The 23,287-nt window shown below is 60.6% G+C and carries 24 protein-coding genes and 1 pseudogene; 12 read left to right on the top strand and 13 right to left on the bottom strand.

The genetic code is table 11. The features are described from left to right. Positions 1–1,323 precede the first annotated feature (1,323 nt). Both EDD25_RS17000 and EDD25_RS16995 read right to left on the bottom strand, forming a co-directional pair. Complete coding sequence (locus tag EDD25_RS17000; RefSeq protein WP_134175717.1) at positions 1,324–1,851, bottom strand: NAD(P)H-dependent oxidoreductase; 528 nt, start codon at positions 1,849–1,851, stop codon at positions 1,324–1,326. Continuing rightward, on the bottom strand, positions 1,848–3,044 hold the full coding sequence (locus EDD25_RS16995) for an MFS transporter (RefSeq protein WP_198418911.1): 1,197 nt from the start codon (positions 3,042–3,044) through the stop codon (positions 1,848–1,850). Before EDD25_RS16995 ends, EDD25_RS17000 begins: the two co-directional genes overlap by 4 nt. 144 nt (positions 3,045–3,188) lie before the next feature. Between EDD25_RS16995 and EDD25_RS16990 the strand changes: the two genes are divergently transcribed. Continuing rightward, positions 3,189–3,566 (top strand): ArsR/SmtB family transcription factor, encoded by a 378-nt coding sequence (locus EDD25_RS16990; RefSeq protein WP_241986612.1) that lies wholly within the window; start codon positions 3,189–3,191, stop codon positions 3,564–3,566. 277 nt (positions 3,567–3,843) lie between these two features. Here EDD25_RS16990 and EDD25_RS16985 read toward each other — a convergent pair whose 3' ends face one another. After that, a complete protein-coding gene (locus tag EDD25_RS16985; protein WP_134175713.1) occupies positions 3,844–4,740 on the bottom strand; it encodes a LysR family transcriptional regulator in 897 nt (298 codons plus the stop codon). Positions 4,741–4,812: 72 nt separating this feature from the next. Here EDD25_RS16985 and EDD25_RS16980 point away from each other — a divergent pair, with 72 nt between their 5' ends. The 3 genes from EDD25_RS16980 to EDD25_RS16970 all read left to right on the top strand — a co-directional run bounded on the left by EDD25_RS16980 (position 4,813) and on the right by EDD25_RS16970 (position 7,694). Next, the gene (locus tag EDD25_RS16980) at positions 4,813–5,781 is read left to right on the top strand and encodes a DMT family transporter (RefSeq protein ID WP_198418910.1); all 969 of its coding nucleotides are present in this window, start codon (positions 4,813–4,815) and stop codon (positions 5,779–5,781) included. A 227-nt stretch (positions 5,782–6,008) separates the two neighbouring features. Beyond that, positions 6,009–6,779 (top strand): recombinase family protein, encoded by a 771-nt coding sequence (locus EDD25_RS16975; protein WP_241986610.1) that lies wholly within the window; start codon positions 6,009–6,011, stop codon positions 6,777–6,779. A 471-nt stretch (positions 6,780–7,250) separates the two neighbouring features. Then, positions 7,251–7,694, top strand: a complete 444-nt coding sequence (locus tag EDD25_RS16970) for an alkaline phosphatase D family protein (RefSeq protein WP_175183028.1) — start codon at positions 7,251–7,253, stop codon at positions 7,692–7,694. Here EDD25_RS16970 and EDD25_RS16965 read toward each other — a convergent pair. The 9 genes from EDD25_RS16965 to EDD25_RS16925 all read right to left on the bottom strand — a co-directional run bounded on the left by EDD25_RS16965 (position 7,661) and on the right by EDD25_RS16925 (position 15,754). Beyond that, the gene (locus EDD25_RS16965; protein WP_134175711.1) at positions 7,661–7,864 is read right to left on the bottom strand and encodes an IS3 family transposase; all 204 of its coding nucleotides are present in this window, start codon (positions 7,862–7,864) and stop codon (positions 7,661–7,663) included. The two genes, EDD25_RS16970 and EDD25_RS16965, sit on opposite strands and share 34 nt — an antisense overlap. Before the next feature lie 4 nt (positions 7,865–7,868). Beyond that, positions 7,869–8,549, bottom strand: coding sequence for an IS3 family transposase (locus EDD25_RS16960; protein ID WP_134175709.1), 681 nt, complete (start codon positions 8,547–8,549; stop codon positions 7,869–7,871). Positions 8,550–8,766: 217 nt separating this feature from the next. After that, positions 8,767–9,315: a formaldehyde-activating enzyme gene (locus EDD25_RS16955; protein WP_166786275.1), complete on the bottom strand. Its 549-nt coding sequence runs from the start codon at positions 9,313–9,315 to the stop codon at positions 8,767–8,769. 67 nt (positions 9,316–9,382) lie between these two features. After that, on the bottom strand, positions 9,383–10,879 hold the full coding sequence (locus EDD25_RS16950; protein WP_134175705.1) for an NAD-dependent succinate-semialdehyde dehydrogenase: 1,497 nt from the start codon (positions 10,877–10,879) through the stop codon (positions 9,383–9,385). A 127-nt stretch (positions 10,880–11,006) separates the two neighbouring features. After that, entirely contained in the window at positions 11,007–11,933 is a 927-nt protein-coding gene (locus EDD25_RS16945; RefSeq protein WP_134175703.1) for an NAD(P)-dependent oxidoreductase, read from the bottom strand. Between the two features lie 291 nt (positions 11,934–12,224). Next, positions 12,225–13,160 (bottom strand): glycine betaine ABC transporter substrate-binding protein, encoded by a 936-nt coding sequence (locus tag EDD25_RS16940; RefSeq protein ID WP_134175701.1) that lies wholly within the window; start codon positions 13,158–13,160, stop codon positions 12,225–12,227. A gap of 86 nt (positions 13,161–13,246) precedes the next feature. Next, positions 13,247–14,032, bottom strand: coding sequence for an ABC transporter permease (locus tag EDD25_RS16935; protein WP_134175699.1), 786 nt, complete (start codon positions 14,030–14,032; stop codon positions 13,247–13,249). Beyond that, the gene (locus EDD25_RS16930) at positions 14,029–15,096 is read right to left on the bottom strand and encodes an ABC transporter ATP-binding protein (RefSeq protein WP_422386808.1); all 1,068 of its coding nucleotides are present in this window, start codon (positions 15,094–15,096) and stop codon (positions 14,029–14,031) included. Before EDD25_RS16930 ends, EDD25_RS16935 begins: the two co-directional genes overlap by 4 nt. After that, positions 15,089–15,754, bottom strand: coding sequence for an ABC transporter permease (locus EDD25_RS16925; RefSeq protein WP_198418909.1), 666 nt, complete (start codon positions 15,752–15,754; stop codon positions 15,089–15,091). The genes EDD25_RS16930 and EDD25_RS16925 overlap by 8 nt, the downstream gene beginning before the upstream one ends. Before the next feature lie 150 nt (positions 15,755–15,904). Here EDD25_RS16925 and EDD25_RS16920 point away from each other — a divergent pair, with 150 nt between their 5' ends. The 8 genes and pseudogenes from EDD25_RS16920 to EDD25_RS16885 all read left to right on the top strand — a co-directional run bounded on the left by EDD25_RS16920 (position 15,905) and on the right by EDD25_RS16885 (position 22,851). After that, positions 15,905–16,765, top strand: coding sequence for an IclR family transcriptional regulator (locus EDD25_RS16920; RefSeq protein WP_134175697.1), 861 nt, complete (start codon positions 15,905–15,907; stop codon positions 16,763–16,765). A 227-nt stretch (positions 16,766–16,992) separates the two neighbouring features. Then, positions 16,993–17,298 carry a hypothetical protein gene (locus EDD25_RS16915; RefSeq protein WP_134175696.1) on the top strand — a complete coding sequence of 102 codons (306 nt, stop codon included), beginning with the start codon at positions 16,993–16,995 and terminating at the stop codon, positions 17,296–17,298. A gap of 184 nt (positions 17,299–17,482) precedes the next feature. After that, positions 17,483–17,872, top strand: coding sequence for a hypothetical protein (locus EDD25_RS16910; RefSeq protein ID WP_134175694.1), 390 nt, complete (start codon positions 17,483–17,485; stop codon positions 17,870–17,872). Positions 17,873–18,105: 233 nt separating this feature from the next. Continuing rightward, on the top strand, positions 18,106–18,594 hold the full coding sequence (locus EDD25_RS16905) for a hypothetical protein (RefSeq protein ID WP_134175692.1): 489 nt from the start codon (positions 18,106–18,108) through the stop codon (positions 18,592–18,594). 449 nt (positions 18,595–19,043) lie between these two features. Then, positions 19,044–19,430: pseudogene (locus EDD25_RS16900) on the top strand (IS110 family transposase); the annotation flags it as partial. Between the two features lie 268 nt (positions 19,431–19,698). Then, positions 19,699–20,286, top strand: coding sequence for a DUF6431 domain-containing protein (locus tag EDD25_RS16895; protein WP_166671354.1), 588 nt, complete (start codon positions 19,699–19,701; stop codon positions 20,284–20,286). Positions 20,287–20,332: 46 nt separating this feature from the next. Then, complete coding sequence (locus EDD25_RS16890) at positions 20,333–21,316, top strand: IS110 family RNA-guided transposase (protein ID WP_166671353.1); 984 nt, start codon at positions 20,333–20,335, stop codon at positions 21,314–21,316. A gap of 143 nt (positions 21,317–21,459) precedes the next feature. Beyond that, positions 21,460–22,851 carry an IS1380 family transposase gene (locus EDD25_RS16885; protein WP_134175684.1) on the top strand — a complete coding sequence of 464 codons (1,392 nt, stop codon included), beginning with the start codon at positions 21,460–21,462 and terminating at the stop codon, positions 22,849–22,851. 165 nt (positions 22,852–23,016) lie between these two features. Here the strand turns inward: EDD25_RS16885 and EDD25_RS16880 are convergent, their stop codons facing one another. Further along, positions 23,017–23,232, bottom strand: coding sequence for a hypothetical protein (locus EDD25_RS16880; RefSeq protein WP_134175682.1), 216 nt, complete (start codon positions 23,230–23,232; stop codon positions 23,017–23,019). Positions 23,233–23,287 lie beyond the last annotated feature (55 nt).

The following is a 23,287-nucleotide window of genomic DNA, read 5'->3' as shown; positions in this document are numbered from 1 at the left end:
TTGTAGCGTGGATGTATTTTGGAACGGCATGGGCAGGCTGCTCAGTACATTGCAGCTGGGGAACGTAGCTGAATGGGTCGGGGCCATTGCCACAGTAGGGGCCCTGTTCTGGGCGTTCCAAGTCTTCCGGGCAGATCGGATTCTATCTAAACGCGCTGAAGCGGAACGTTTCACTTCCTACATCGTGAGTACGACGCACATGGGTAGCTACTCGACCGCCAAATACGAATTCTTCAACGCAGGTGACACACCCGTCCCTCTTGCCTACTTGATCGTCCGTCAACCAACTGGTGGTGATCGCATCCCCCTAAAGTTCAACGGGAGCTATGTGCTACTCCCAGGTGCGCACGTGGGCTTCCGACTCCGCATGGAACGACCCTCTTCAGAGACGTACTCCTACGTCTATTTCCGAGACTCACACAACCGGGAATGGCTGCGGGACATCATTACTGGAAAATACGCGTCGGTTGGACGCGGGATGAAAGGACCGTGGCTTCGATACCACGGGAGTCCTATGGCTCGATGGAGACAATTTCTTCAGAACCGGAATAGCCCTCCACCTTCACTAAGGCACCAATAGCGGCGTCTCCACAGCGCAGCGATTCTTTACTCTCGCTCTTCGAGGCAGACCCGAACGTGGGCGGATCTAGCTAGGACTGCTATCGATTTGGTTGACTCGTTTGACCGGTATTCGGCCGATGCTCCTAATATCGGTGCCCGCAAGCCGGACGATCTGCGGGCATTCCCCCGCCGTTACAGCGATCGAGCTCGCTGCTGGTCGGCGGAACGCCGTTTAGGTGTCCCGAGAAACTGCCCGATGACGGGGCGTGATACGGACGAGCTCGAGGGTGTCGTTTCGCTATCCGGGTGTCTCCTATCTCATGGGTGGCGAGTGAGTTGCGAGACACCCGAAGCCACTGGCTGGTGACGCTCAATGAGCTCATCGACCAGATGTCCGAAGAAGCTCGTAGTGAACGCGGAAAGCATCTCAGTAAAGGTTCCTTAAGCGGGACAGGCAACCAGTTCGTCGTCATGCCCCTCGCCGTTGATACTTCCGCTCTTTGGCGGCTCTCCGTGATCGCCTCCGGCTGGACGGCAGCAGACCTCTATGTCTTGCATCTCATGGGTTACGAGATGTCTCACAAAGAGTGTCAGGAGTGGCGTCGAGTGCGCGTTTCTTGCGGCGAAATCACGATTATTGCGTCGCGCGGAGCGCACTACCTCGCCAGTTTCCGGTTCGCAGAAGGATTGGAGGTATCTCGCAGAGCCGCAGCAGCAGCGGTTGCAGAGAGCGGCCTGACTTCGGCAGGCGGGCGGAGAGGCTCAGGTTGCCTGGACGGTCCAGGCGACGTACTCGTGCGTGTCGACCGTGAGCTGTTCGTCGGTGACGTGACCGACCCCAGTGAGGAAGTGGCCGCCGAGATAGGTCATGCCGACACGGATTGCGGTGACCTCGAAGGCTGCGGTGAGTTCGTCGAGAGTTCGGCGGTAGCGGCCGAGCGTGGAGTAGTCCTCTGCGCTGGACGAAGTGGAAACGGCGATGCCGAGTTCCTTGCCTTCCAATGCGCGTCCACCGGGCCCGTACGCCCAACCGCGCTCGAGAACTGCGTCGAGCCACGCGTGGAGCAGCGCCGGAGCGCTGTACCAGTGAATGGGAAACTGCAGGATGATCCGGTCGTGCGCGGACAACCTCTCTTGCTCAGTGGTTACGCACATCGGTGAATTCGAGATGGTGTCGCCAAGGATGTGGACGTCGGTATCGTTGCTGCTCCTCAGCGCTGTGAGCCACGCTTGGTTGACGCGAGAGTTCCGAAGGTCAGGATGGGCGACGATAACGAGCGGGCGGGTCATGCTGATTCTTCTTCGGTGACGGACTCGGCAGTGTGTCGCTTTACGCTGACGCCGGTTGCGATGAGCGCGACTATCGCCGCGGCTGTCAGGGTTGAGGCAAAAAGGGTGACTGAGATGGAGAGACCGAACGCGTCGGCTGCGTATCCCACCAGGACTGAAGCGATGCTTGCGGGGATGTAGCCCCAGATGTTCAGGGCAGCATTGGACTCTGCACGTTTTCCTGGGGTGATGTGCGTGGCAATCAGCGACAGGCCTGCGAGCTGGCCGAGACCTTGTGCGGCGCCAGCGAGGAGTGCCGCGATGACCGCGGCGGCAGCAAACGGTACGACTGTGACGGCCAGGACCATGAAGACCATCGCGGCTATTGCGGTGGTCGAGCTCAATGCGAGGTGAGCGCGAGTGGTCAGGCGGGCGAGCGCGAACTGAATACCGGTAGCCACCAGGAACATGGCACAGGCGACCACTCCGGTCACGAAGGCACCTGGCGCACCAACGTGGCCGAGCACGGTCGGGCCGAGGGAGAGCACGAAGGATGTGGCGGTGATGCCCGGCGCAAACGCGCCGATGCCCCATCGGAGTTCGCGGCGGTTTTCCCGCGGAGCCGATGGCCAGGCCAGCAGACGAACTTTGTTCTGTGTGACGGGTCGTTTCAGCGGAAGCGCGATCGCCACCAGCAGCGCTGCGACTTCGACGCACACTACGACTGTGAACACGAGCCGTTGGGTAGACGGTGATCCTCCCGCGGCCAGGCCGCCGGCCAAGAGCGGTCCAAGACCCGCGCCGAAAACCATCGAGACAGAAGCGATGAGCGAACTCGTGCGTTTGCGGTGTTCGGGTGCGAGGTCGACCACCGCGGCCATACCCGCGGTTACAGCCGTGCCGACGGCAACGCCGGCGAGTAGCCGGGCGGCCAGAAGCCACATCACATCTTGTGCAGCAAAAAACAACATTGACGCGATCACCGCCGCCGCCAAGCCCGGAACAAGAACCACCTTGCGACCGAACCGGTCTGCCAGACGTCCGGAGATAATCAATGCTGCCACCAGGCCGACGATGTACGTCGCGAAGATGACTGTCAGCAGGCCTGACTCGAACCCCCATTCGGCCTGCCAGTACCCGTACAAGGGGGTTGCTGAGTTAGAAAGCAGGAATACCGCCGTCACCGTTGCGGCTGCGGCGATGGACCAGCCCAAACCGCTATTGGGTCTGCCGAGCGGTCTCGGCTCGGTGCTGGTGCGTTGGCCATCCAAGGCTTGTCCGACTAAACTCGTACTAGTTCGCATGAAAACGAACTTACCGCCAAGTACGAGAAAAGTCGAACAACAATGTCTCCTCATGTGCTGAACCTTCTTACCCCGACGTACGTCACCCCGCCCACCGAACGGGAACGACCGCCGCGTCTTCCTGAGCCGACCTCCGATGAGATCCGGCTCGACAAGGTCTTCGCAGTCCTGTCCGAGCCATTGCGGCTCACGATCGTCCAGCGGTTGTTGACCTCATCCGATGAGTTCGACCACACCTGTGGCTGGTTCGGGTTTGATCGTCCTAAATCGACACTGACGCATCACTTCAAAGCACTGCGCGAGGCGGGGGTCCTCACTCAGCGGCAATACGGGTTGGAGCGGCGCAGCCGGGTTCGACTGGCTGACCTCAATGAGCGATTCCCCGGACTCGTTGACCTGGTCTTGGCTTGGGAGCTCGCACCGACGGAGTAGGGCCCGCCGAGAAGCCTTGGGCGAGAGCGTGGATTCTGCTCGAGGGTCCCTGACGAGCACGGTCATACCGAGAGTCGCGCCGACCACAAGGTGTTTGACGTTTCGGTGCCGATTGTTGCAAAACCATATAGATCCGGGCTGTCGCATCGGGGCCGCACTGCTCCCAGCGCCGGTTGACCCGTCCCGGCTGCGGACTTCGGGCGCCTCTCATCGGTGAAACGGATGGGAAGCGAGACGGAGGTTTCGAGACGCGCAACCTGCCGGTTTGATGCAAAGGCTAAAAATGCATTTGGGCGCCAGCGGCGATATCGCGCATTCGTTCAACACTCGGGTTCCACGGTCGATCTCGTGGACCAGAGAAGACGAGGGTACGTTCCAGACGTGGTTCGAGTTCAACCATGACGAGGTCCTTGGTCAGCATCGAGTCGGCGAGAGAGGGAAGGATCGCGACACCGAGATCCGCCTCCACCATACCTATCAATGTCGTGCACTCATGCACCCGCTGCGCAGGCTGGTAGGGCACGCCTGCCAGCTTGTGGAGTGCCGCGATTTTCGGCTCGCTACCGCTGGACGAAGACAGGAGCGGATCGTCTTGGAGGCTCGCCAACATGACGCGCTTAAGGCCAGCGAGGGGATGGTCGGACCGCATTACGACGCGGAAATCGTCCCGCGCGAGGACGACGGACCCTTCAGGGGACGGGTCAGGATCGATAAGGACGGCGGCGTCGACGATGCCGCTTTCTAGCCACAATTCGAGTTCGTCATCGTCGCCCTCGAACAGCCGAATGTCCAGCCCGGGCAGTTCGGCGCGCCACCGCCGCAAGAGTGCCGGCACCAGGCGACGTGAGGCCGTGGGAGCCGCGGCGAGGCGAACCGTGCCGGTCGCAGCGCCAGTGAGATGGAGGTCAACAGTAGCCTCCAACGCCCGGAGGCTGGCAAGCACACTGCGGGCATGTAGGAGCACAGCCTCACCCAGCGGAGTCGCTGCGATCTGCGGACCACGAATGATGAGGGGCAAACCCACGGATCGTTCCAAAGCGGCGAGGGCGTGTGAGACCGCGGATTGGCTCATGTGCAGGTGATCGGCTGCCGCGCCGAAACCGGATTGATCGATGACGGCTACGAAAACAGTGAGTTGGCGCAGGGTTATCGACAAACCATCGATTTTCGACATGACCGCATGTGATGAATGCATTTGATTCATGACATGAGTCTACTCAAGACTTGTGTGACGAAAGGAGTCATCATGTCGAACACAATGGCACCAGCGCCGCACGGCGCCTCCGGTGTGGCCCTAACCGCTCAGTACGTGGGTGCGGCTGCAGTCTGGGGAGCCAGCTTTCTCTTCATTAAGGTCGCCGTCGGCGGGCTGTCGCCAGCCCAGGTCGTGCTGGGCCGCCTGCTCTGCGGCGCCCTCGTCTTAGCGCTCATCATGGTGGTGACACGCAGACGGTGGCCGCGCGGACTACGCGTATGGGGTCACCTCGCCGCCATCGGGGCCGTCATGTGCGTCATTCCATTCCTCCTCTTCTCCTGGGCCGCGCAATATCTTCCCGCCGGACTTTCCAGCATCTACAACGCCACAACTCCGATCGCAACGATGTTGGTTGCCCTGGCAATCCTGCCGAGCGAAAGGCTAACGCGGGTCAAGATGCTCGGTCTCTTCATTGCGGCCGCTGGAGTGGTCCTCGTCGCCGCGCCGTGGAGCGCACGCGTCACTGATACCGGCAGCGAAACATTCCTCTGGGCTCAGCTGGCCTGCCTGGGCGGGACCACCTGCTACGGCATCGGATTCGTCTACACCCGAAGATTCGCCCGGGACCACGACTACGACGCAATCACAATCTCCGCATCACAAATTGGTGCCGGCGCCATTCTCATCCTGCTGCTCACCCCGTCAATCGGCACCGGCACGGTCACGCTGAGCCCAGAAATAGTTGCCAGTGTCGTCGTCCTGGGCGGTGTGGGAACAGGCCTTGCCTACATCTGGTACACCAACGTCATCAACGCCTGGGGTGCAACCGTCGCCTCTACAGTGACGTACCTCACCCCAATTGGCGGCGTCATCCTCGGCGTCCTGATCCTGGGAGAAACGATCCATTGGAACGAAATTGTCGGCGGAACCATCGTGATCATCGCCATCCTCATCGGTCAAGGTCACCCCCAGACAAGACGGCGAACGAAGACGCCGGTCCTGACGAAACAGACCGCCTAGAACTCGGACCATCCGCGGCGCAACCCGCGTCAGGACCTGACTCGGGTCCGCCTCATTAGAACTGATCACAGAGACCAGTGTCATCCACACGGAAGCGGACCGCACCCGCGGTTTCCGTGGCGGCGGCTCCGCCGGTAGTAAGACCTGTCGAACCTTCGGCCGCCCGTCGGGCCAAGTCGGGCAAACTCCCAGATGGAGAGGGCCCCACCCGTGTGCAACGATTCCCAGTGGGTATCTCGACAATGGTTCCTTTGATAGGACGGCTGACCGACGTGATGTCGCCCCTCCCGGAGAATCTCAGATCCCTGTCGTCCGCAGCATCTCCGCACCCCCGGATTCTCAACAACCTGTCTCACTCTGGTATTCTCAAGATCGCTTGTAGACCGCCTTTGCCGAGACAGTGGGAGCTGAAACTTATGACGAGTCTTGGGTATGCCCGGGTAAGCACGACGGATCAGAACACAGAACTGCAAATCCTGGAGCTTGAAGCGGCCGGCTGCGAACGTATCTACCGCGATCAGGGCATCAGCGGGACTAAAACCAGTCGTCCCGAACTGGACAAAATGCTCGACCGCCTCAGCCGAGGCGACGAAGTTGTCGTGTGGAAACTGGACAGGTTGGGACGCAACACCCGCCACCTGTTGGAGCTGCTCGATAACTTCACCGATCGCGGCATTAAGTTCCGCTCCCTGCGCGACGGCATCGTCACCGACCCGGACAGCGAACTGGGCGGCGCCATCGCCCGGGCCATGGTCACCATCATCTCCGCCTTCGCTCAACTCGAACGCGACCAACTCTCCGAGCGGACCCGCGCCGGCATGGCCGTTGCGGCCTCACACGGACGCAAAGCAGGACGACGCGAAATCACCGCCGACCATGGCAACGTCAAGCGCGCTCACGACCTGAAGGCCCAAGGGCTCAAACCCGCCGATATTGGAGAAATCATCGGATCCAGCCGCGCTACCGTCTACCGATACCTCAGCATGGGTGCTGACTAACGAAGGCACGGGTGGGTCTTATCGAACCGGCTGGGGTTTTGTGAGTCTCGATGGGTGAATGAGGATCCAGCGTCAGGTGTGGCCTTCATAAGTAACGTATGAGCTACACGGAGTGCGCTGGTCATCCCGCGTAGCTCGGATCTCAGAATCGCGTTCTCGTGCTCGAGCTGGCTAATGCGGCTCTTATCCACGGACGATTGTGTACACATGGGATACCCCCTAGAGTATATGTGTACCACACGTTCTACGGGAACTCCCATGAGACCGTAAACGATTTAGCGAAAGCCCTCTGTATCGGCCTCATATAAGACACCGGGAACCCTAGACGGCCGCGCAGCTGAATGTGACGAGCAAATACACGCTATTGGACGCAACCCGGGGCCGTGGTCCTCGCGCCGAGACCACCCTGCCTTGCCTCAAAGTTCATGCCGGAGTCTCTGTGCGTTTACGCGGTGCGGCAATGGTCGTAACATGCCTGATTTCACTCGCCGATCCGTGTTTACCGTCGCTATCGCCGCTGCCGGACTCGCCTTCGCTGCACCCGGTCCCGCCCAGGCCGCGCGTCCCGTGGCCATCCCTCTGGTCCGGAACCGATTGACCTTGCCCAGCGGCATATCCACGGGCGACGTCACGACCAACTCCGGCGTGCTCTGGTCCCGCGCGTCCGGACAGGGTCGACTGGTCGCCACTCTGCGCGCGGTCGACAACGGCGGGTCCCGGCTGTCGGGTGGCCGCGTCTTCGAGCGCGTCTTGCGAGGCAGTCTGGCCACTGAAGCCACCGACTTCACTTCCAAGATCCAACCTCGGAACCTCCCGTCCGGAACGCGCTTTGCTCACAATGCGCTCGTCAAGTTTTTGAGACAGTTCGATGTGTTTTTCTTCTATGCCGCAGCCAGGTGGCGGCGGTCTTGGTAAGCGGCGAGAGCGGCGGCCGGTTGTAGTCCTCCGTTGTGGGAGTGGGGCCGTCGCCGGTTGTACCAGGATTCGATGTATTCCATCACCGCGGTGCGCGCGGCGAGGTGGTTGTCGAAGTGCTGCTGGTAATACATTTCCGTCTTCATATGGGAGAAAAATGACTCCGCCACGGCGTTATCCCAACACGCCCACGGCTCCCATCGACTGCGTCACCCCGTTCGCGAAGCACCACTTCTGGAAATCTCCAGAGGTGTATTGCGAGCCACGGTCGGAGTTGAAAATGGCCCCGTTCACGTCCAGGTGGCCGTGGTCGCGGGCCATCGCCAGGGCGTCGATGATCAGGCTGGTGCGCATGTGAGCGGCCATCGACCAGCCCACGACCATCCGGGTCGACAAGTCGATGACGGTCGCCAAATACAGCCACCCCGACCCGGTCCGCAGGTAAGTGATGTCGCCGCAGAGCCGGGTTCCTGGGACCTCGGAGGTGAAGTCTCGCTTCCCCTCGTTGTCGAGCATGTGGTTCTGGATGTGCTCGGTCCGGGCGTCGGGGTCAACGGTCGTGGTCTTCTTCCACGACCGCATCCTGATCGCCCGCAGGCCCCGCCCGCGCAGGATCGACCCGACTGTGCCCGTGGCGATGCTGACGCCTTCCTGGGCCAGGAGGATCGCGATCTGGTCCCTCCCGGCCTTACCTTTCTCGCGCTTGTAGACGCGGACAACGTGCGCGTCCAGTTCGTCATGGCGGACCTGCGTTTTAGTGGGTTCGGCGGGGCGCAGCCAACGGTAGAACGAGGCCCGGGAGACCTTCAGCTTGTGGCACATCCAGTCGATCGGGAAGATGGCCTCTGGACTCATTCGTGCAGACGGCTTGTGACCAAAAGTACGGATAGTGCAGCCGGCTCATGAGCAGAGTGCAGGTTGATGCAGTCGACTTCTGATAGCGGCCGCCAAGGTCACCGTGCGCGCACGAGAAAAACCCGCTCATTTTTCGGAGTGAGCGAGTCTTTCGTCGTTAACAACACTCTGCGCGCACGTCCCGCGCGCTTGGGTATGGTCGGCAAGAAGGGGTGACTTACTCCACGTCGGAGGGGCCGGATATTCCGTTGTAGAACGGGTGCGTGATGGTCTCCCGTTCATCGACCAGTGACTGTCGTTCTTGCTCAGTGCGGCCGGTCACTGCCTCGCCAATGGCCGAGATGGTGGCGGCACGAGCAGAACATTTCACCTCTGTCTCATTCTCCGCCGCTGGATCCACCCACAACGACACGAGAACGACGCTCTCCTGGTTAGCTTCCAATAGACCTCTCGCAACAGCGTCCAGAACACCTTGGGATATTCCCACCGATGCCGCTCCTGAGACTAGGGTCTGCTGGAAGTCGGTGACCGCCGCCGTCTTATTCAGGATCACAGTCGGTGGATTGAGGGTTACGTATGATGCTTGGCTTGGGCCGACGGAGGCAAGTATCGGGGTAAATCCTTCGGATGGTGAGGTAAATGCGGTCATGATTGTGGCCGCGGTCGGGCTGCCGCGTCGGGCCAACAGTACGTTGACATGCACTCCATTTGGGGCGTCCCCTCCCCAGCCTTGTGCAAGTCGTCCATCGATGTCTCGTGTTGTCATAATTTCCATGCCTTTTCGTGATTGTCGTGCATTTCACATCCTGTTTTTCTGGTTGAAGGCTTCTGATCTATACGGAGTCCTGCCCGTCGGCGAACGGGTCAGCGATCCCTACGTAGCGAATTTCGAGGTATTCTTCGATACCTTCGTGGCCACCCTCGCGACCTATGCCCGACTGTTTCACGCCACCGAATGGTGCGGCTGGATTCGACACGATTCCGGTGTTGAGGCCGAACATGCCGACCTCGAGTTCTTCGGCAAGGCGAAACCCTCGGTTGAGATCCCGAGTGTAAGCGTAGGCAACTAGCCCAAATTCAGTGTCGTTCGACAGCCGAATGGCTTCCGCTTCGGTTGCAAAGGTGATGATGGGCGCCACTGGTCCGAAAACTTCCTCTTGCAGGATGCGGGCATGTGCTGGCACGTTGGTAAGCACCGTTGGCTCGTAGAAGTAGCCGGGGCCATCGATGCGCTCCCCGCCGAGTGCGAGGGTTGCTCCCGCGCTCACTGCATCGCTGACGAGGTCGTGCACTTTCGTTCGGGTGCCCTCGTCGACCAGGGGGCCGATTTTCGACCCGGGTTCCGTGCCGCGGGCGACCGTGTGTGTGCGCATCCTCTCGATCAGTTTCGCGGTGAATTCTTCAGCCACCGTTTCCTGCACGAGGATGCGATTCGCGGCAGTGCAAGCTTCGCCTCCATTACGCATCTTGGCCTGCATCGCTCCGTCGACCGCTTTATCGAGGTCGGCGTCCTCGAACACGACGAAGGGAGCGTTACCCCCAAGCTCCATGGACACACGCAAGACCTGATCCGCAGCGGTCTTGATCAGACGGCGACCCACCTCGGTCGAACCGGTGAATGAGAGCTTTCGCAGGCGAGAGTCTGCGATAAGTGGTCCGGTGACTGCTCCAGCACTTGTGGTCTGCACTACGTTCAGAACCCCGGCGGGGAGACCTGCTTCCTGCATTACCTGGGCAAACATGAGTGCGGTGAGCGGGGTGAGTGCGGCTGGCTTGAGCACCATGGTGCAACCAGCTGCAATAGCCGGGGCGATTTTGCGTGTAGCCATGGCGAGGGGGAAGTTCCATGGAGTGATGAACAGGCACGGTCCCACAGGTCGTTTAGTCACCAACAAGCGACTGTTACCATCGGGGGACGTTGCAAAACGACCGGAAATTCGGGCGGTTTCCTCGGAGAACCAACGGAGGAACTCGGCGCCGTACGACACCTCGCCCTTGGCCTCGGCGAGGGGCTTCCCCATCTCCAGGGTCATTATTAGCGCGAAGTCGTCTGCACGCGCAGTGACCGCTTCAAACGCTGAACGCAGAATCTCAGCTCGCACGCGTGGTGGCGTCTTCGCCCAGCTCTTCTGTGCTGCTGCCGCGGCCGACAGGGCCGCTTCCCCGTCGGCTGGCGTCGCATCGGCGATGCTGAGCAATACCTGTCCTGTCGATGGGTCGTGCACGTCAAACGTGCCGCCGTCGCTAGCGTCCCGCCATTCGCCTCCGATCAGCAGTCCTGTAGGAACGCGGGCGAGGAGTGCCTGTTCGTCGGTGGCGGTAATGGTCAAAGCGACTCCTTTGAAAAGACACAAAGCGGTTTGCGTTGTGGGTGGCTGGACGTGCTAGAACTTGTAGCCGATTTCGCGACGTGAAATGCGGGCCTCGTGCGCAAGTGACGGGTCATGTCGACAGTGTTCACGTGAGAACTTTCTCCAATCGGAGGTCAACGCCGATCAGGTCTTCGTAGAGTTTGACCGGGGTCATTTCGCCAGCATGATCTCCGTATTGTGCGCGCGCCCTGCGGTAGATCTGTTCGACGAGGCTGCTGAGTTCTGCGGGCACGCCCACCGAACGGGCCAAGTCGATAGAGAGACCGAGATCCTTGCAAGCTAGCGCGATGGCAAAGCCCTCGTCGTAGTCTCCTTCGGTGAGGATCGACAAGACGTCGTGCTGCACGAAGTTGCTGTTCGCCGGGCTGGCAATCAGGGAGTTGCGCAGCACCCCAAGATCGACTCCCGCCTTCACCCCGATGCTGAGTACCTCCGCGGTGGCCACCAGGTGCGAGAACCAGAGCTGATTGATCATGAGTTTGACCGCGTAGCCGGAGCCGGCGGGACCAACATGCAGAATACGATCGGGATCCCCCATGGCCTCGAAAACAGGGCGCAGGCGCTCAACGTCGTCAGTCTCTCCCCCCACGAAAATCTGCAGCATCCCGTTGGCCGCACCGACTGCCATCCCGCTCACCGGTGCATCCAATATGTGCAGTCCCCGCGCGGCCTGTTCGACGCGAACGCGCTGCGCTACCTCGGGTACCGAGGTAGACATGTCTACCCAGGTACCGCCATCCGCGATGCCTGCCAGGATGCCGGTCTTTGAGTTCACCACTGTGTCGACGTGGCGTGGAGTTGGCAGCATGGTAATGACCACGTCGCTCTGTGCGGCTGTCTCGGCCGGGGTTTCCGCCCACACGGCGCCGCCGGCGATCAGTTCGGCGGCTGACTCCCGGCGAATGTCATGGACGACAAGGGCGAATCCGGCCTTCTGCAGGTTGCGGGACATGCCGGCACCCATATTGCCCAGGCCGATGAAGCCGACTCGTGTCGGTGATGTTGCGGTCATTGGTTACGCCTTCTCAATAGTTTCGATTGCTTGGATTTAGTCGTTTTTCACGCCCGTGCTGTCGGCAAATGCGCCGGCGATGTTCGCCGCGATGCCCGTCTGAGCCGGGAGATACATCAGGAGAACAAGTCGTCGCCCGCGGCCTTGGTCACAACAAGAATGAGCGGTCTAACGAAGCGACCGTCGGTATAGTCAGGACCTGCCTTCGAGGTGACCGAAGACGGTGTTGACCCGGGCTTCGTTGACGCAGTCGCCCACCACGTTCTCGCTGATGCGAAGGGTCTCGGACGATTAGATCAGCCCCTCTTCGGTCAGCCAATCGTCGGCGATGGCCTTGGGGTCCTCACCGTCGACGTCGGCCTTTGCGTTGAGTATCTGCATGACCTCGGTTGTGAGTTTCGGCGAGAGGAGTGCCATTACGTCGGCGATTCCCGGGTACTCGTCAAGCGTCGTCTGCTGGAGCGTGAATGCACCCTGGTAAACGGGGAAGAATGACTTATCGTCTTTCATTACCGTGAGGTCAAGGGCTTTGATACGCCCATCGGTTTGGAAGACCTCGCCAAAATTGCAGTCGTCGCCTTTTTGAGCAGCAGCATAGGTGAGCCCCAGCTGGAGGAGTGCGACGTTCGACTCGGGCACATCCATGCCGTAGGTTTTCTTCAGTCCGGGCCAGCCGTCATCACGTGTAGAAAATTCGCTATCGATGCAGAACGTCTGCTCAGCGATCGGCAGTTTGGCGACGTCACTGAGCGAGCTGACGCCAAGTTCCTTCGCCTTGTCGGAGCGGATGGCGAAGGCGTAGGTGTTATTGAGCGGTGCCGGGTCGAGCCAAGCGATCCCGGACTTCGCATCGGCCTCCTTGGTGGCGGTGAACTGGGCTTCTGCACCCTTCACCGGGACGGTGTTCTTGTTGTACGTGATCCAGGACGTGCCGGTGTACTCCCAGTAACCGAGGAAATCGCCGCTTTCCAGAGCCGTGCGAACGTTGCTTGATCCGGCGACCTGCGTGTTGGTATCAGTATTGGCGCCGTGCGCGTTCAGTAGCTGACTTGTCAGATTCGCGAGAATGTACTGCTCGGCGAACTCTTTCGCTCCGATCGTTCCAGTGAGCCCGGTTAACTCGTCGCCCTTCGCTCCGGTGTTGGAGTTGCTGCTGGAACAGCCGCTCAGAGCGAGGGCGCCGATAGCCGCAATGGCCAACAGCGATAGAGAGGTACGTTTCTTCATGGTGACTCCTTTTATAGACATGCGTGAGGCTTAATGCAGGACGGATGCGAAGTGTGGCGCCTGATGATCGAATCAGACCCTGACGGTTAGATTCCCTGTGGCCGCAACAAGTCTTCGGCCACCCCGGCGATCCAGTCGATCAGGACAGCGATACAGGCCACGAGGACAGCACCAGTGATCAGGACGGGGAATCGCTGTAACGTCAGGCCGTTGACGATCAGGTCGCCCAGGCCGCCCGCGTTGATGAATGTGGCCACAGTGGCGGCCCCAACAGCGAACACAATTGACGTGCGCAGGCCCGCCAGGATGACTGGCGTAGCAAGGGGTAGCTCGATGCGGCGTAGCACTTGGTTGGGAGTCATCCCCATACCAATCGCCGATTCGCGCACGCTCTCATCGACCTGCTGCAGCCCGATGAGGGTGTTACTTAATACCGGCAGGAACGTATAGATCACCAGAGCGACCAACGCTGTCGCATACCCCGTCTGCCAAAGGATCGCCAGCAGAATGATGACCCCGATGACCGGCGTAGCCTGGCCGATATTCGCGAGTCCAAGCGCAACGGACTGCACCGCGCGAGACTTGATGCGGCTGAGCGCGATTCCCGCCGGGATCGCGAGCACTGCAACCAAGGCAGATGTCGCAACAGTGAGTCCGAGGTGCTCACGGATGCGGGTCACAACGAAGTGCCAGTTGAGCGTGCGTTGCTCGATCGAGTCGAGACTCAGGCTCGAAACCCACAGGAGCAGTGCCGCGAGCACGAGCACGAGCACGAGCGGCGTAACGAAGCGTCTGGCAGTAAAAAACCGCCGCCGTGAGTTGGGCATTTGGCTAGAGACCGTCAGGATGGCTTCAGTTGCCTGGATCGTCATAGTCTGCGACCTTCGCCGGACGTGGCTTCAACTCTCGGGGTGCGGAGGGCGGGGATCTCGGAACCGAGTGCTGCAGAGATGCGTTCGACACTGATGGACCCGACAGCTTTGTTGCGGGCGTCGACGACTGTCAGTGCGGTGAGACCTGTGAGCACGAGCGAATCGAGAGCGTCTCGCAGAGTATCGGCGGTGCTGACCGATATTGGGCCGCCCGCTGAAGCGCTGACCGGACCGAGTCTCGCCTCCGTAACAGGGATCAGACCAAGTCGCTTAATCGCGGCGCCATGACCGATGAAAGAGGCAACGTAGTCGTTGGCCGGTGCGGCGAGAATATTCGCCGGGGTGTCAAACTGCTCGATCTGACTACGTTCGCTCAGGACTGCGATGCGGTCACCAAGACGCACGGCCTCGTCGAAGTCATGAGTAACGAAGATGATGGTCTTACCGAGCGTATTTTGCAGGCGCAGAAACTCGGCTTGCAGCTTTTCTCGCGTGATTGGGTCGGTCGCGCCGAACGGCTCGTCCATCAGCATCACTGGAGGATCCGCCGCCAGAGCGCGAGCAACGCCAACACGCTGTTGTTGGCCACCCGAAAGTTGCTTTGGGTATCGATGAGCGAACTCAGCCGGGTCGAGTTGCACAGTGGTGAGCAACTCCTCAACTCGCTCGACGGTTTTTGCTTTCGTCCAGCCGAGCAGTTTAGGGACGACCGCGATATTCTCCGCGATGGTCATGTGTGGGAACAAGCCGATCTGCTGAATCACGTAACCGATGTGACGGCGCAGCTCGTTGGGGTTGAGCGAGAGCACGTCGCGCCCGTTGATGGAGATAGATCCACCCGTGGGTTCAATGATGCGGTTGATCATTTTCATGGTCGTTGTCTTGCCGCAACCGCTAGGACCGACGAACATGATGAGCTCGCCCGGCTCCGCGACCATGGAAAAGTTCTCTACCGCAGATACCGGCTGGCCCGGGTAATTTTTAGTGACCCGATCAAGTACGATTCGGGCGCCGCTGGCGTTGCCGGCGATCTGCGTCATGGCGGTATCGGTTGTCTTAAGCACGGAGTCCCCTTGATGTAGTGGATCGACTGATAGAAACTAAAACGGCGTCAACAACGAGCGCCAGGACGATAACGCCGAGGGTTCCCGTGAGCGCAAGATTCAGTGCGTTCTTGGAACCCAGCGACGATAATCCCTTGAAGATGAGCTGACCGAGTCCGGGACCAGCCACGTAAGCAGCGATGGCCGCAGTACCGATCACAAACTGGGCTGAAACACGGATCCCAGTTACGATGATCGGCCAGGCCATCGGGAGTTGAACACTGATGAGCACCCTGGTGGGGCTCATCCCCATACCCTTGGCCGATTCCTTGATCGCCGGAGGCACCGCGCGAAGTCCGACGGCTGTGTTACGGACGATAGGTAGAAGCGAGTAGAGCACGAGAGCGATAAGTGTCGGTGCCCACCCGAGGCCGAAGACCGGGACTAGGACTGCCAGCAAGGCCAGCGAGGGGATGGTCAAGGCGATCCCGGCTGCCCCGATCACCAACGAATAGGGAACGGGTCGGTTCCATACCAGCATGCCGATACCCACGCCAATGACTACGGCAATCAGCAGGGACACGACAACGACGGCAAGGTGCCCGAGGGCAAGGCCGAGGATCTGATCCCATCGCTGCACCCAGAACGTCAGCAACCCGCTGAGATCAAACTGGTTCACGGAAGCTTCCTTTTCACTCTGCGTTGAGTTGACGCCGACACGAAAGTCGACGCCTGGTTCGAATGACACAACACTAAAGTGTGATTGTTATTTGCGCAATAGTAATTGTCCATATAACAATTTATGATCTATTCCAGTACTGTAAGTAGTATGACGAGCATCGAAGACAGTCCCCAAACGGTTGATCCACGTCGCAACTCGGCCGGCCTCCGGAGAGATCTTGAGCTGCTGGAGGTGCTCGCATCGGCGACAGCCGATGGGCTCGGCGTGCTCCAGGTCGCGGATTTGGTGGGCCGCGATAAAGGGATGGTGTCCCGTGCCCTCGCCACCCTCGCCGAGTCGGCACTGGTATCAAGGGATCCGATCACACGGAATTACCGACTCGGATACCGGCTCTATTCACTAGCGGCGCGTACTTTCGAATCACATCTAGTACATGTGGCGACGCCGTACTTGCGTCAATTAGAAATGGCCACACGTGAAACCACGCACTTGTGCGTACTGCGCGGCGGAAACGTCCTGACTCTCGCTAGCGAGGAGAGCGACCATGACATCCGCGGGCGGAGCTGGAAGGGCCTGACAACAGCAGCCTGGCAAACTCCGTCCGGACGCGTCTTGCTCAGCGATTGGGCCGAAGACGAACTACACCAATGGTACGAAATCCATGGTCATGATCCTGCCATCATCACACCCACGTCACCGAATATGGTGATGGCCGAATCTGCGCTCATGGATGAGAAGAACCGTGTGGTCACGGACTTCGACAGCCTGAAAACGGAGATAGATCGTATCCGGAAACAGGGCTACGCAACGATTGATGAAGAGTTCGAGTCGGGGGTGGTTGCTGTGTCCGCTCCGATCTATGATTCTCAACACAGAATCATCGCTGCGATCAACGTAAGTGCGCCGAAGCCGCGATTCGGCGCACGTCTCAACGGAGCTGGCACAATAACGGCCCGCATCGCGGCAGAGATCTCCGCCGCGATCGGCACCAATGCGCGAGATAGCTGAAAACAAAGCATCTCAACGGAGTTAGCAGTCCAGATCTCAAGTTATGGATTCCGGTGCTGCGCGGCGCCGTCCTGTCGTAGCTCGTTGTTGCTAGTGCCATGCCTTGAGATTGCCTCACATCACAAGGAAATGAAACGGCAGGCTCGCATAGTAATCGTGCCACCCCGAGCCCATCGAGACCATATCCAGACCACCGAATGTCAGAGGGCGGTGTCATTCTAAAGAGTATGACCAATATTCCTGAAGCTGGCCGTCAGGCCTCGTACATTCTCCTCGACGCTGTATCCGCGTGGGACGCAAGTTCAACAGACGACACCAACAGCGCGGCTATGAATCTGGCGCTCACCCGAATGAACGAGGTTGACGCCGTCACGGCAACCTTGGGCGACGATGACAGCCTCTCACTTGATGCCAGCAACCTGCTCGGCGGAACGATCGTCACTATGAACTGGCTCGTCGAACAACTCGCTCAAGAGCGCCATCAACCCAAGCACAACGTCATTACAGATCTGCGCGAATTTCTCGACGAGTAATGACGGTCTCATCTCCGCCCAGTCGGTCGCGCGGTCCAAGGCGAAGTCGACCTCATGCTCTCGGTCGACTTCGATGATCGGGTGTTTTTTGGGCAAGAATCACACCCTTAATCACAAGTGATTTGCCTGTGCAATTACAGGGGTTTTGTTTGCTATTCGTTAATAAATGGTGTGCAATGGATGCATGAGCCCTACGACTGCAAAGCCGGGTCTGCGGGGGTATGCGGACTCACTCCGACTGACACCGGCGGAAATCGTGGAGGGTCTGCGCGATACGCTCGGTGCGAAGCTGGTCGCTTACCTTGGGGACGTTCGCGAAACACGCGCAGTGCGAGAGTGGGCTGATAATGTTCGGACCCCGTCGGACGAGACCTTACAACGCCTGCGTGCCGCGTTCTATGTGATGGCATTGCTCCGTGACCGCGAGTCGGCGGCGACTGTAGCGAGCTGGTTTCAAGGCATGAACCCCGAGCTTGAGGATATGGCACCGGCACGGGTGCTGCGCGAGCAGGATCTCGCAACCGCAGGCCCTGCCGTTCTGGCCGCTGCGCGCTCATTCGTGGCCTTCGGCTAATCATCGGCGTGCCGGAGACAAGCCTCGTCCTCAGACTCGACCCAGGAACGGTCTGGCGGGTGGGCTTCTATCCCGAACCTTGGACATGGAGTGACTGGAAGCATGCAACAGACGCGGGTCGTTTTAACGGGCGATGGGATGACATCGACGGTCAGTTCAGGACCGTATACGCCGGCCAATCACTCTTCGCCTGCCTAATCGAGCTACTCGCCAAGTACCGTCGTGACACGCAATTGGTCGACAGCCTCGAGGACATCGTCGAGGAGCCGGCGGACGCCATCGAATTCCCCGCTCGAGCACCGGCCGCCGTGAGCTACCGCTGGTTGGAGGATCGGTCTGCGTCGAGCGCGACGCTGCAGGGCACCTTCTGCGTGGCTACTGCCGCAGACACTATCGCAGCGCTCTGGCCACGATTCGTCAACACCGCGCACCGATTTGGAGCCTCCGACTTCGATGCAGCGGCGCTGAAAGACTCCGGACCACGAGACCTCACACGCACAATCGCTTCCTGGCTCTACCAGCAGAACGAGCCCGTGGTCGACGGTATCGAATTCGCCTCCAGGCACGGCGACGACCTCAAACTCTGGGCCATCTTCGAACGCCCGCCAGACGACTCAGACATCTCGCCCCTGCTCACGCGGGTCACTCCGATGGACCTGTCCCCCGAGACTCCGGAACTCCTTGATGCGTTTAAGACCCTCGGCCTGACATGGACGGGCTGACATACGAAGCCACGAATACCAGGTGATCATCCTCAGAAGTCGGAGTGCCCCATGCCCTGCGCCGGTCGATGTGCCAGCTACCCACGCGACAACCAAAGACGGGCTGGACATGGTGATGATTCCTGATTCTCGCCCTACGTCAAACGGCGAACTTGCTGTTAGCAGGCCAGCGACGCTGTCGCTCCGTGGGATGGAAAATATTCGCACGGTCACCTTCTGAAGGCCTCTGGTGCGGCGCCTTCTGGCGGCGGATGATGGTGGGGTCTGTTTCGGTTGACGCCGGCCGTAACTTGGCGCGCATTTGAGCCTGCCAGTTAGCGTGGCGCGGAGGACCCCACGGGAACCGTGGAGTGTTGCCTTGAGCACGAGTGTTAGATTCCAGATTCATCCTGTCCTCCCCGCAGCAGACCCACCAAATATTGGGAACGGAACACGAGGAGGAGCAGGTTATGGATGTGGTGCACGACCGTGCGGTCGGTATCGATATCTCCAAACGGGACGCGAAAGTCTGCGTCCGACTACCCGGCCAACGCGCCGGAACTTTCACCACCACTGTCACGACGTGGGGGTCGACGACGAACCAGATTCTCGCTCTACGGGAATTCTTGGAGGCGCAGAAGGTGAGCGTGGTCGTGATGGAATCCACCAGCGACTATTGGAAACCGTTCTATTATCTTTTCGAAGAATCCTTGCCGGTGATGCTGGTGAATGCGAAGAACGCCCGGAACATCCCGGGACGTAAAACCGACGTGTCCGACGCGCAGTGGCTGGCGCAACTGGCCGCCCACGGGCTGCTGCGGGCCACCTTCGTACCGCCGGAGCCGATCCGGGTGTTGTACGTCTCCGTGGATGACGATGAGGCCGGGGTTGTGCGTCGCGGTGGGTGACGATGGGGTTGTCGATATCGGCGGCGTCATCGTGACGAGCAGCGATGGTCGCGGACGAACGCCTGGGCCGTGATCGTCATGAGGATCCTGGCCGGCCTGGTCGGCAGGGTGACGGCGACCGCCACACCCTCAACACGAGGTGGCCCCTTCCCCGGCCGGGTGTGGTAGTCAAGAGTTACTGGCATGACCTTGTGGCAGCAGAATGGAGCCGGACGCGATGATCGTCGTTGCCTCGCTGGAGCAGGCCGAGGCCCTGTTCGACGCGGGGCAGCTGGGCTGTCCCGGCTGTCCCGGCTGTCCCGGGGCGTTACGCCCGCACGGGTATGGCCGCATCCGCAGGGTGCGCAGCCTCGGCGAAGCACCGGTCACGGTGCGACCCCGCCGTGCCCGCTGCCCGGAGTGCGCAGCCACGCACATGCTGCTGCCCGCAGCGCTGGTTCTGCGGCGGGCGGACACGGCCCAGGTGATTGGCACGGCCCTGGCTTCGAAGGCCCGCGGCGATGGGCCCCGCACGATCGCGACCCAGCTGGGCCGCCCGGTCTCCACGGTGCGCCGCTGGCTGCGTCGGGCACGGGAACCACAGGCCGACTGGTTGCAGGAACAGGGCGTGCAGCACGCGTACCGTGCCGATCCTGACATCCTGAACCGCGACCTGGTCTGGCCGACTCCGCTCGGGGACGCACTGAACCTCCTCGCCGGCGCGGCGCTGGCCTGCCAGCAGCGTTGGGACTCCCCGCTGCCAGTGTGGACACTGATCGGCATGTTCACCCGCGGCCAGCTCCTGCCCCCACCCTTGCGCACCTGAGATCCCGCGCCGGGGCGCTCCCGCGTGCCCGAAAACCGCCGTCATCGTGACGACCACGACAATTCCCGCCGTCACCGCTGACGACCACCACGTCACCGTGCCGACCACACCCCCAAAACTCATCGTCAAACAGCATGACGCCTCATCGTCATTCAACGTGACGGACAACACCCGGGTGCTGCGGGATTTGACCCGAGCGCGAGCGTTGACGGTGCGGGACCGCACCCGCCAGATCCAGCGCCTGGAGAAGTTCCTGGAGTCCTCCGGCATCAAACTCTCCTCCGTGGTCTCGAATCTTCTCGGGGTGTCCTCCCGCATGATGCTCGATGCCCTTGTCGCCGGAGAGCGCGACCCGCAGGTGTTGTCCGCCCTGGCGCAGGGCAGGCTCAAAGCAAAGATCCCGGAACTGATCGAAGCCCTCAACGGGCGTTTCAGTGATCACCACGCGATGATGGTCCGCGCGCACCTGAAACAGATCGATACCTTCACCGAATGCATCGACGCCTTCACCCTCGAAATCGAGGCGGCGATGGAACCTTTTCAAGCAGCCCGGGACGCGCTGGAGACGATCCCGGGAATCTCCACCCGTATCGCTGAAGTCATCATCGCCGAAACCGGCGGCGATATGAGCGTGTTCCCCACCGCCGGCCATCTAGCGTCGTGGGCCGGCGTCTGCCCGGGGTCGAACGAGTCGGCCGGGCGGGTGAAATCCAGCCACATCCTGCCCGGCAACAAACACCTCAAGGCCGCCCTCGGGACCGCCGCGATGGCAGCAGCGCACAGCAAAACCAGCTATCTGGCCGTGAAATACCGCCGCATCGCGGCCCGTCGCGGCCCGATGAAAGCCGTCGTCGCCCTGGAGCACACCATCCTCACCGCGGTCTGGAACATGCTCACCACCGGCGAGATCTACCAAGATTTAGGACTCGACCACTACACATCCCTAAACCCAGACCGCCTCAAGAACAGAGCACTCAAGCAACTCCACAACCTCGGATACGAGGTAACGATCACCCACGCAGCAGCGTAAGTCACCCTGAAGTGTGAATTAGCCTCAATCCACCGGTTGGCTTTGATTCCGTGACGGCGAGTTAAACCGAGAATGCCTCTCTGATCAGGTAAAATAGTTGTTACTTAGACAAACTATTCACCAACCAGGGAGGCATCTCGTAGATGCAACTTTCTCACACTCACCGGTCCTTGTCCGCTTCCTTCGATGACCCGAATCTCGTGTCCTCTGCCGGGCTTGTTCCCGTGATGGCGTTGGCGGCGAAAACTGGCCTCAGTACCCTCGTCGATGAGTGGGTGAAACTACCCGGATACTTCGGCGCGAACGCGGGCATTAAAGTGATGGCGTTGGTCGCCGGAATGCTCACCGGGGGCGATTCCATCGACGACATGGCGGTCCTCAGACACGGGGCGCTGCGGAAACTGTTCACCGGAACCTACGCCCCTTCAACGCTGGGATCGTTCCTGCGGGCATTCCTGTTCGGCCATGTCCGCCAACTCGACGCCGCCGCGTCCCGGTGGCTGGGCAACCTCGCCGCCGTAACCCCGATCGTGGCCGGTATCGACGAGTACGCCCTGGTCGATATCGACGACACCATCAAAGAAGTGCACGGGCACCAGAAGCAGGGCGCCGGGTTTGGCTACTCCGGCGTCCGCGGCCTCAACGCCCTGTTCGCCATCATCAGCACCGGACTGTCCGCACCGATCATCGTCGCCTGCCGGCTGCGGAAAGGCCCCACCAACTCCGCCCGCGGAGCGGCGAAGTTCGTCTCCGACACCCTCGCCACCGTGAAACGCCTCCGCAACCCGACCGCGACAGGACTGCTGCTCCTGCGCGCCGACAGCGCCTACTACGTCAGCGCCGTCATCATGGCGGCCATCCGCGCCGGTGCGATGGTGTCGATCACAGCCCGACTGAATTCTTTGGTGAAAGCGGCCATCAGCGCGATCCCCGACACCGCGTGGATCCCGATCAAGTACACCAACGCGATCTTCGACGACACGACCGGGCAGTGGATCTCCGACGCGGAAGTCGCCGAGATTGCCTTCACCGCCTTCGGCTCAAAGAAGAAAAGCGAACAGGTCACCGGGCGCCTGGTCGTGCGGCGCATCCCGGAGCTGAACAAAACCGTTGCCGCCGGCCAAGGCACTCTCTTTGACCTGTTCCGCTTCCACGCGTTCTTCACCACCAGCACCCTGAACACCGTCGACGCCGACAAAACCCACCGCCAACATGCCGTCATAGAAAACCTCAACGCAGATATGAAAGCGTCGGCGCTGGCGCACCTCCCGTCCGTTTTCACGGCCAACGCGGCCTGGTTGGTGTTGGCCTGCATCGCGTTCAACCTCACCCGCGCTGCCGGAACCCTCGCCAGCCCCACCCTCGGCAAAGCCGTCACCGCGACCGTCCGACGCAAACTCATCAACGTCGCCGCGCGAGTCTCCACATCCGCACGCCGCATCACGCTGCACTTGCCCGAACACTGGCCCTGGGAAGCAGGCTGGACCACGCTTTTCACCAGCGCCTGCAGCCCGCCCGGCCGCGCCGCCACCTAACCACCCAGCCCCAAGCGGCGCAACCAGGAACCCCAGTGGAACACCAAGGCATCGAGGCCCAGCCCTCAACCGCGCCCGAAACCCAGAAACCCAATCAAACCCAATCAAACCCAAATCACGATTCCACCAGCGGTCGACCGGTGGATTCAGGATTAGGCACTGGCCTCACTCGACCTTGACACGTAGGGGGTCGACGACCACGGCCTCGATAACGATTGGCAGTTGAGTGTCGCAGCCAAAAAAATCCGCGTCTGTGAAGGTGACGTTGTAGCGAGAAGACAGGACCAAGCCCATGGCGTCGAGGACGGTCGTTTTCGTACTGTCGCCAGGACCGACGAGAGCGACGAAGGACGAGCTGAAGTCCCAATCTCCTTTCTTCACGCCGCGAAAATTCTGAACTGATAGCTTTCGAAGTCGCACTGGGCCCCTAGTCTTG

The organism is Cryobacterium psychrophilum, assembly GCF_004365915.1.
GTDB lineage: Bacteria > Actinomycetota > Actinomycetes > Actinomycetales > Microbacteriaceae > Cryobacterium > Cryobacterium psychrophilum.
The sequence above is the reverse complement of the archived record's forward strand: the minus strand, read 5'-3'. Positions and strand labels throughout refer to the sequence as shown.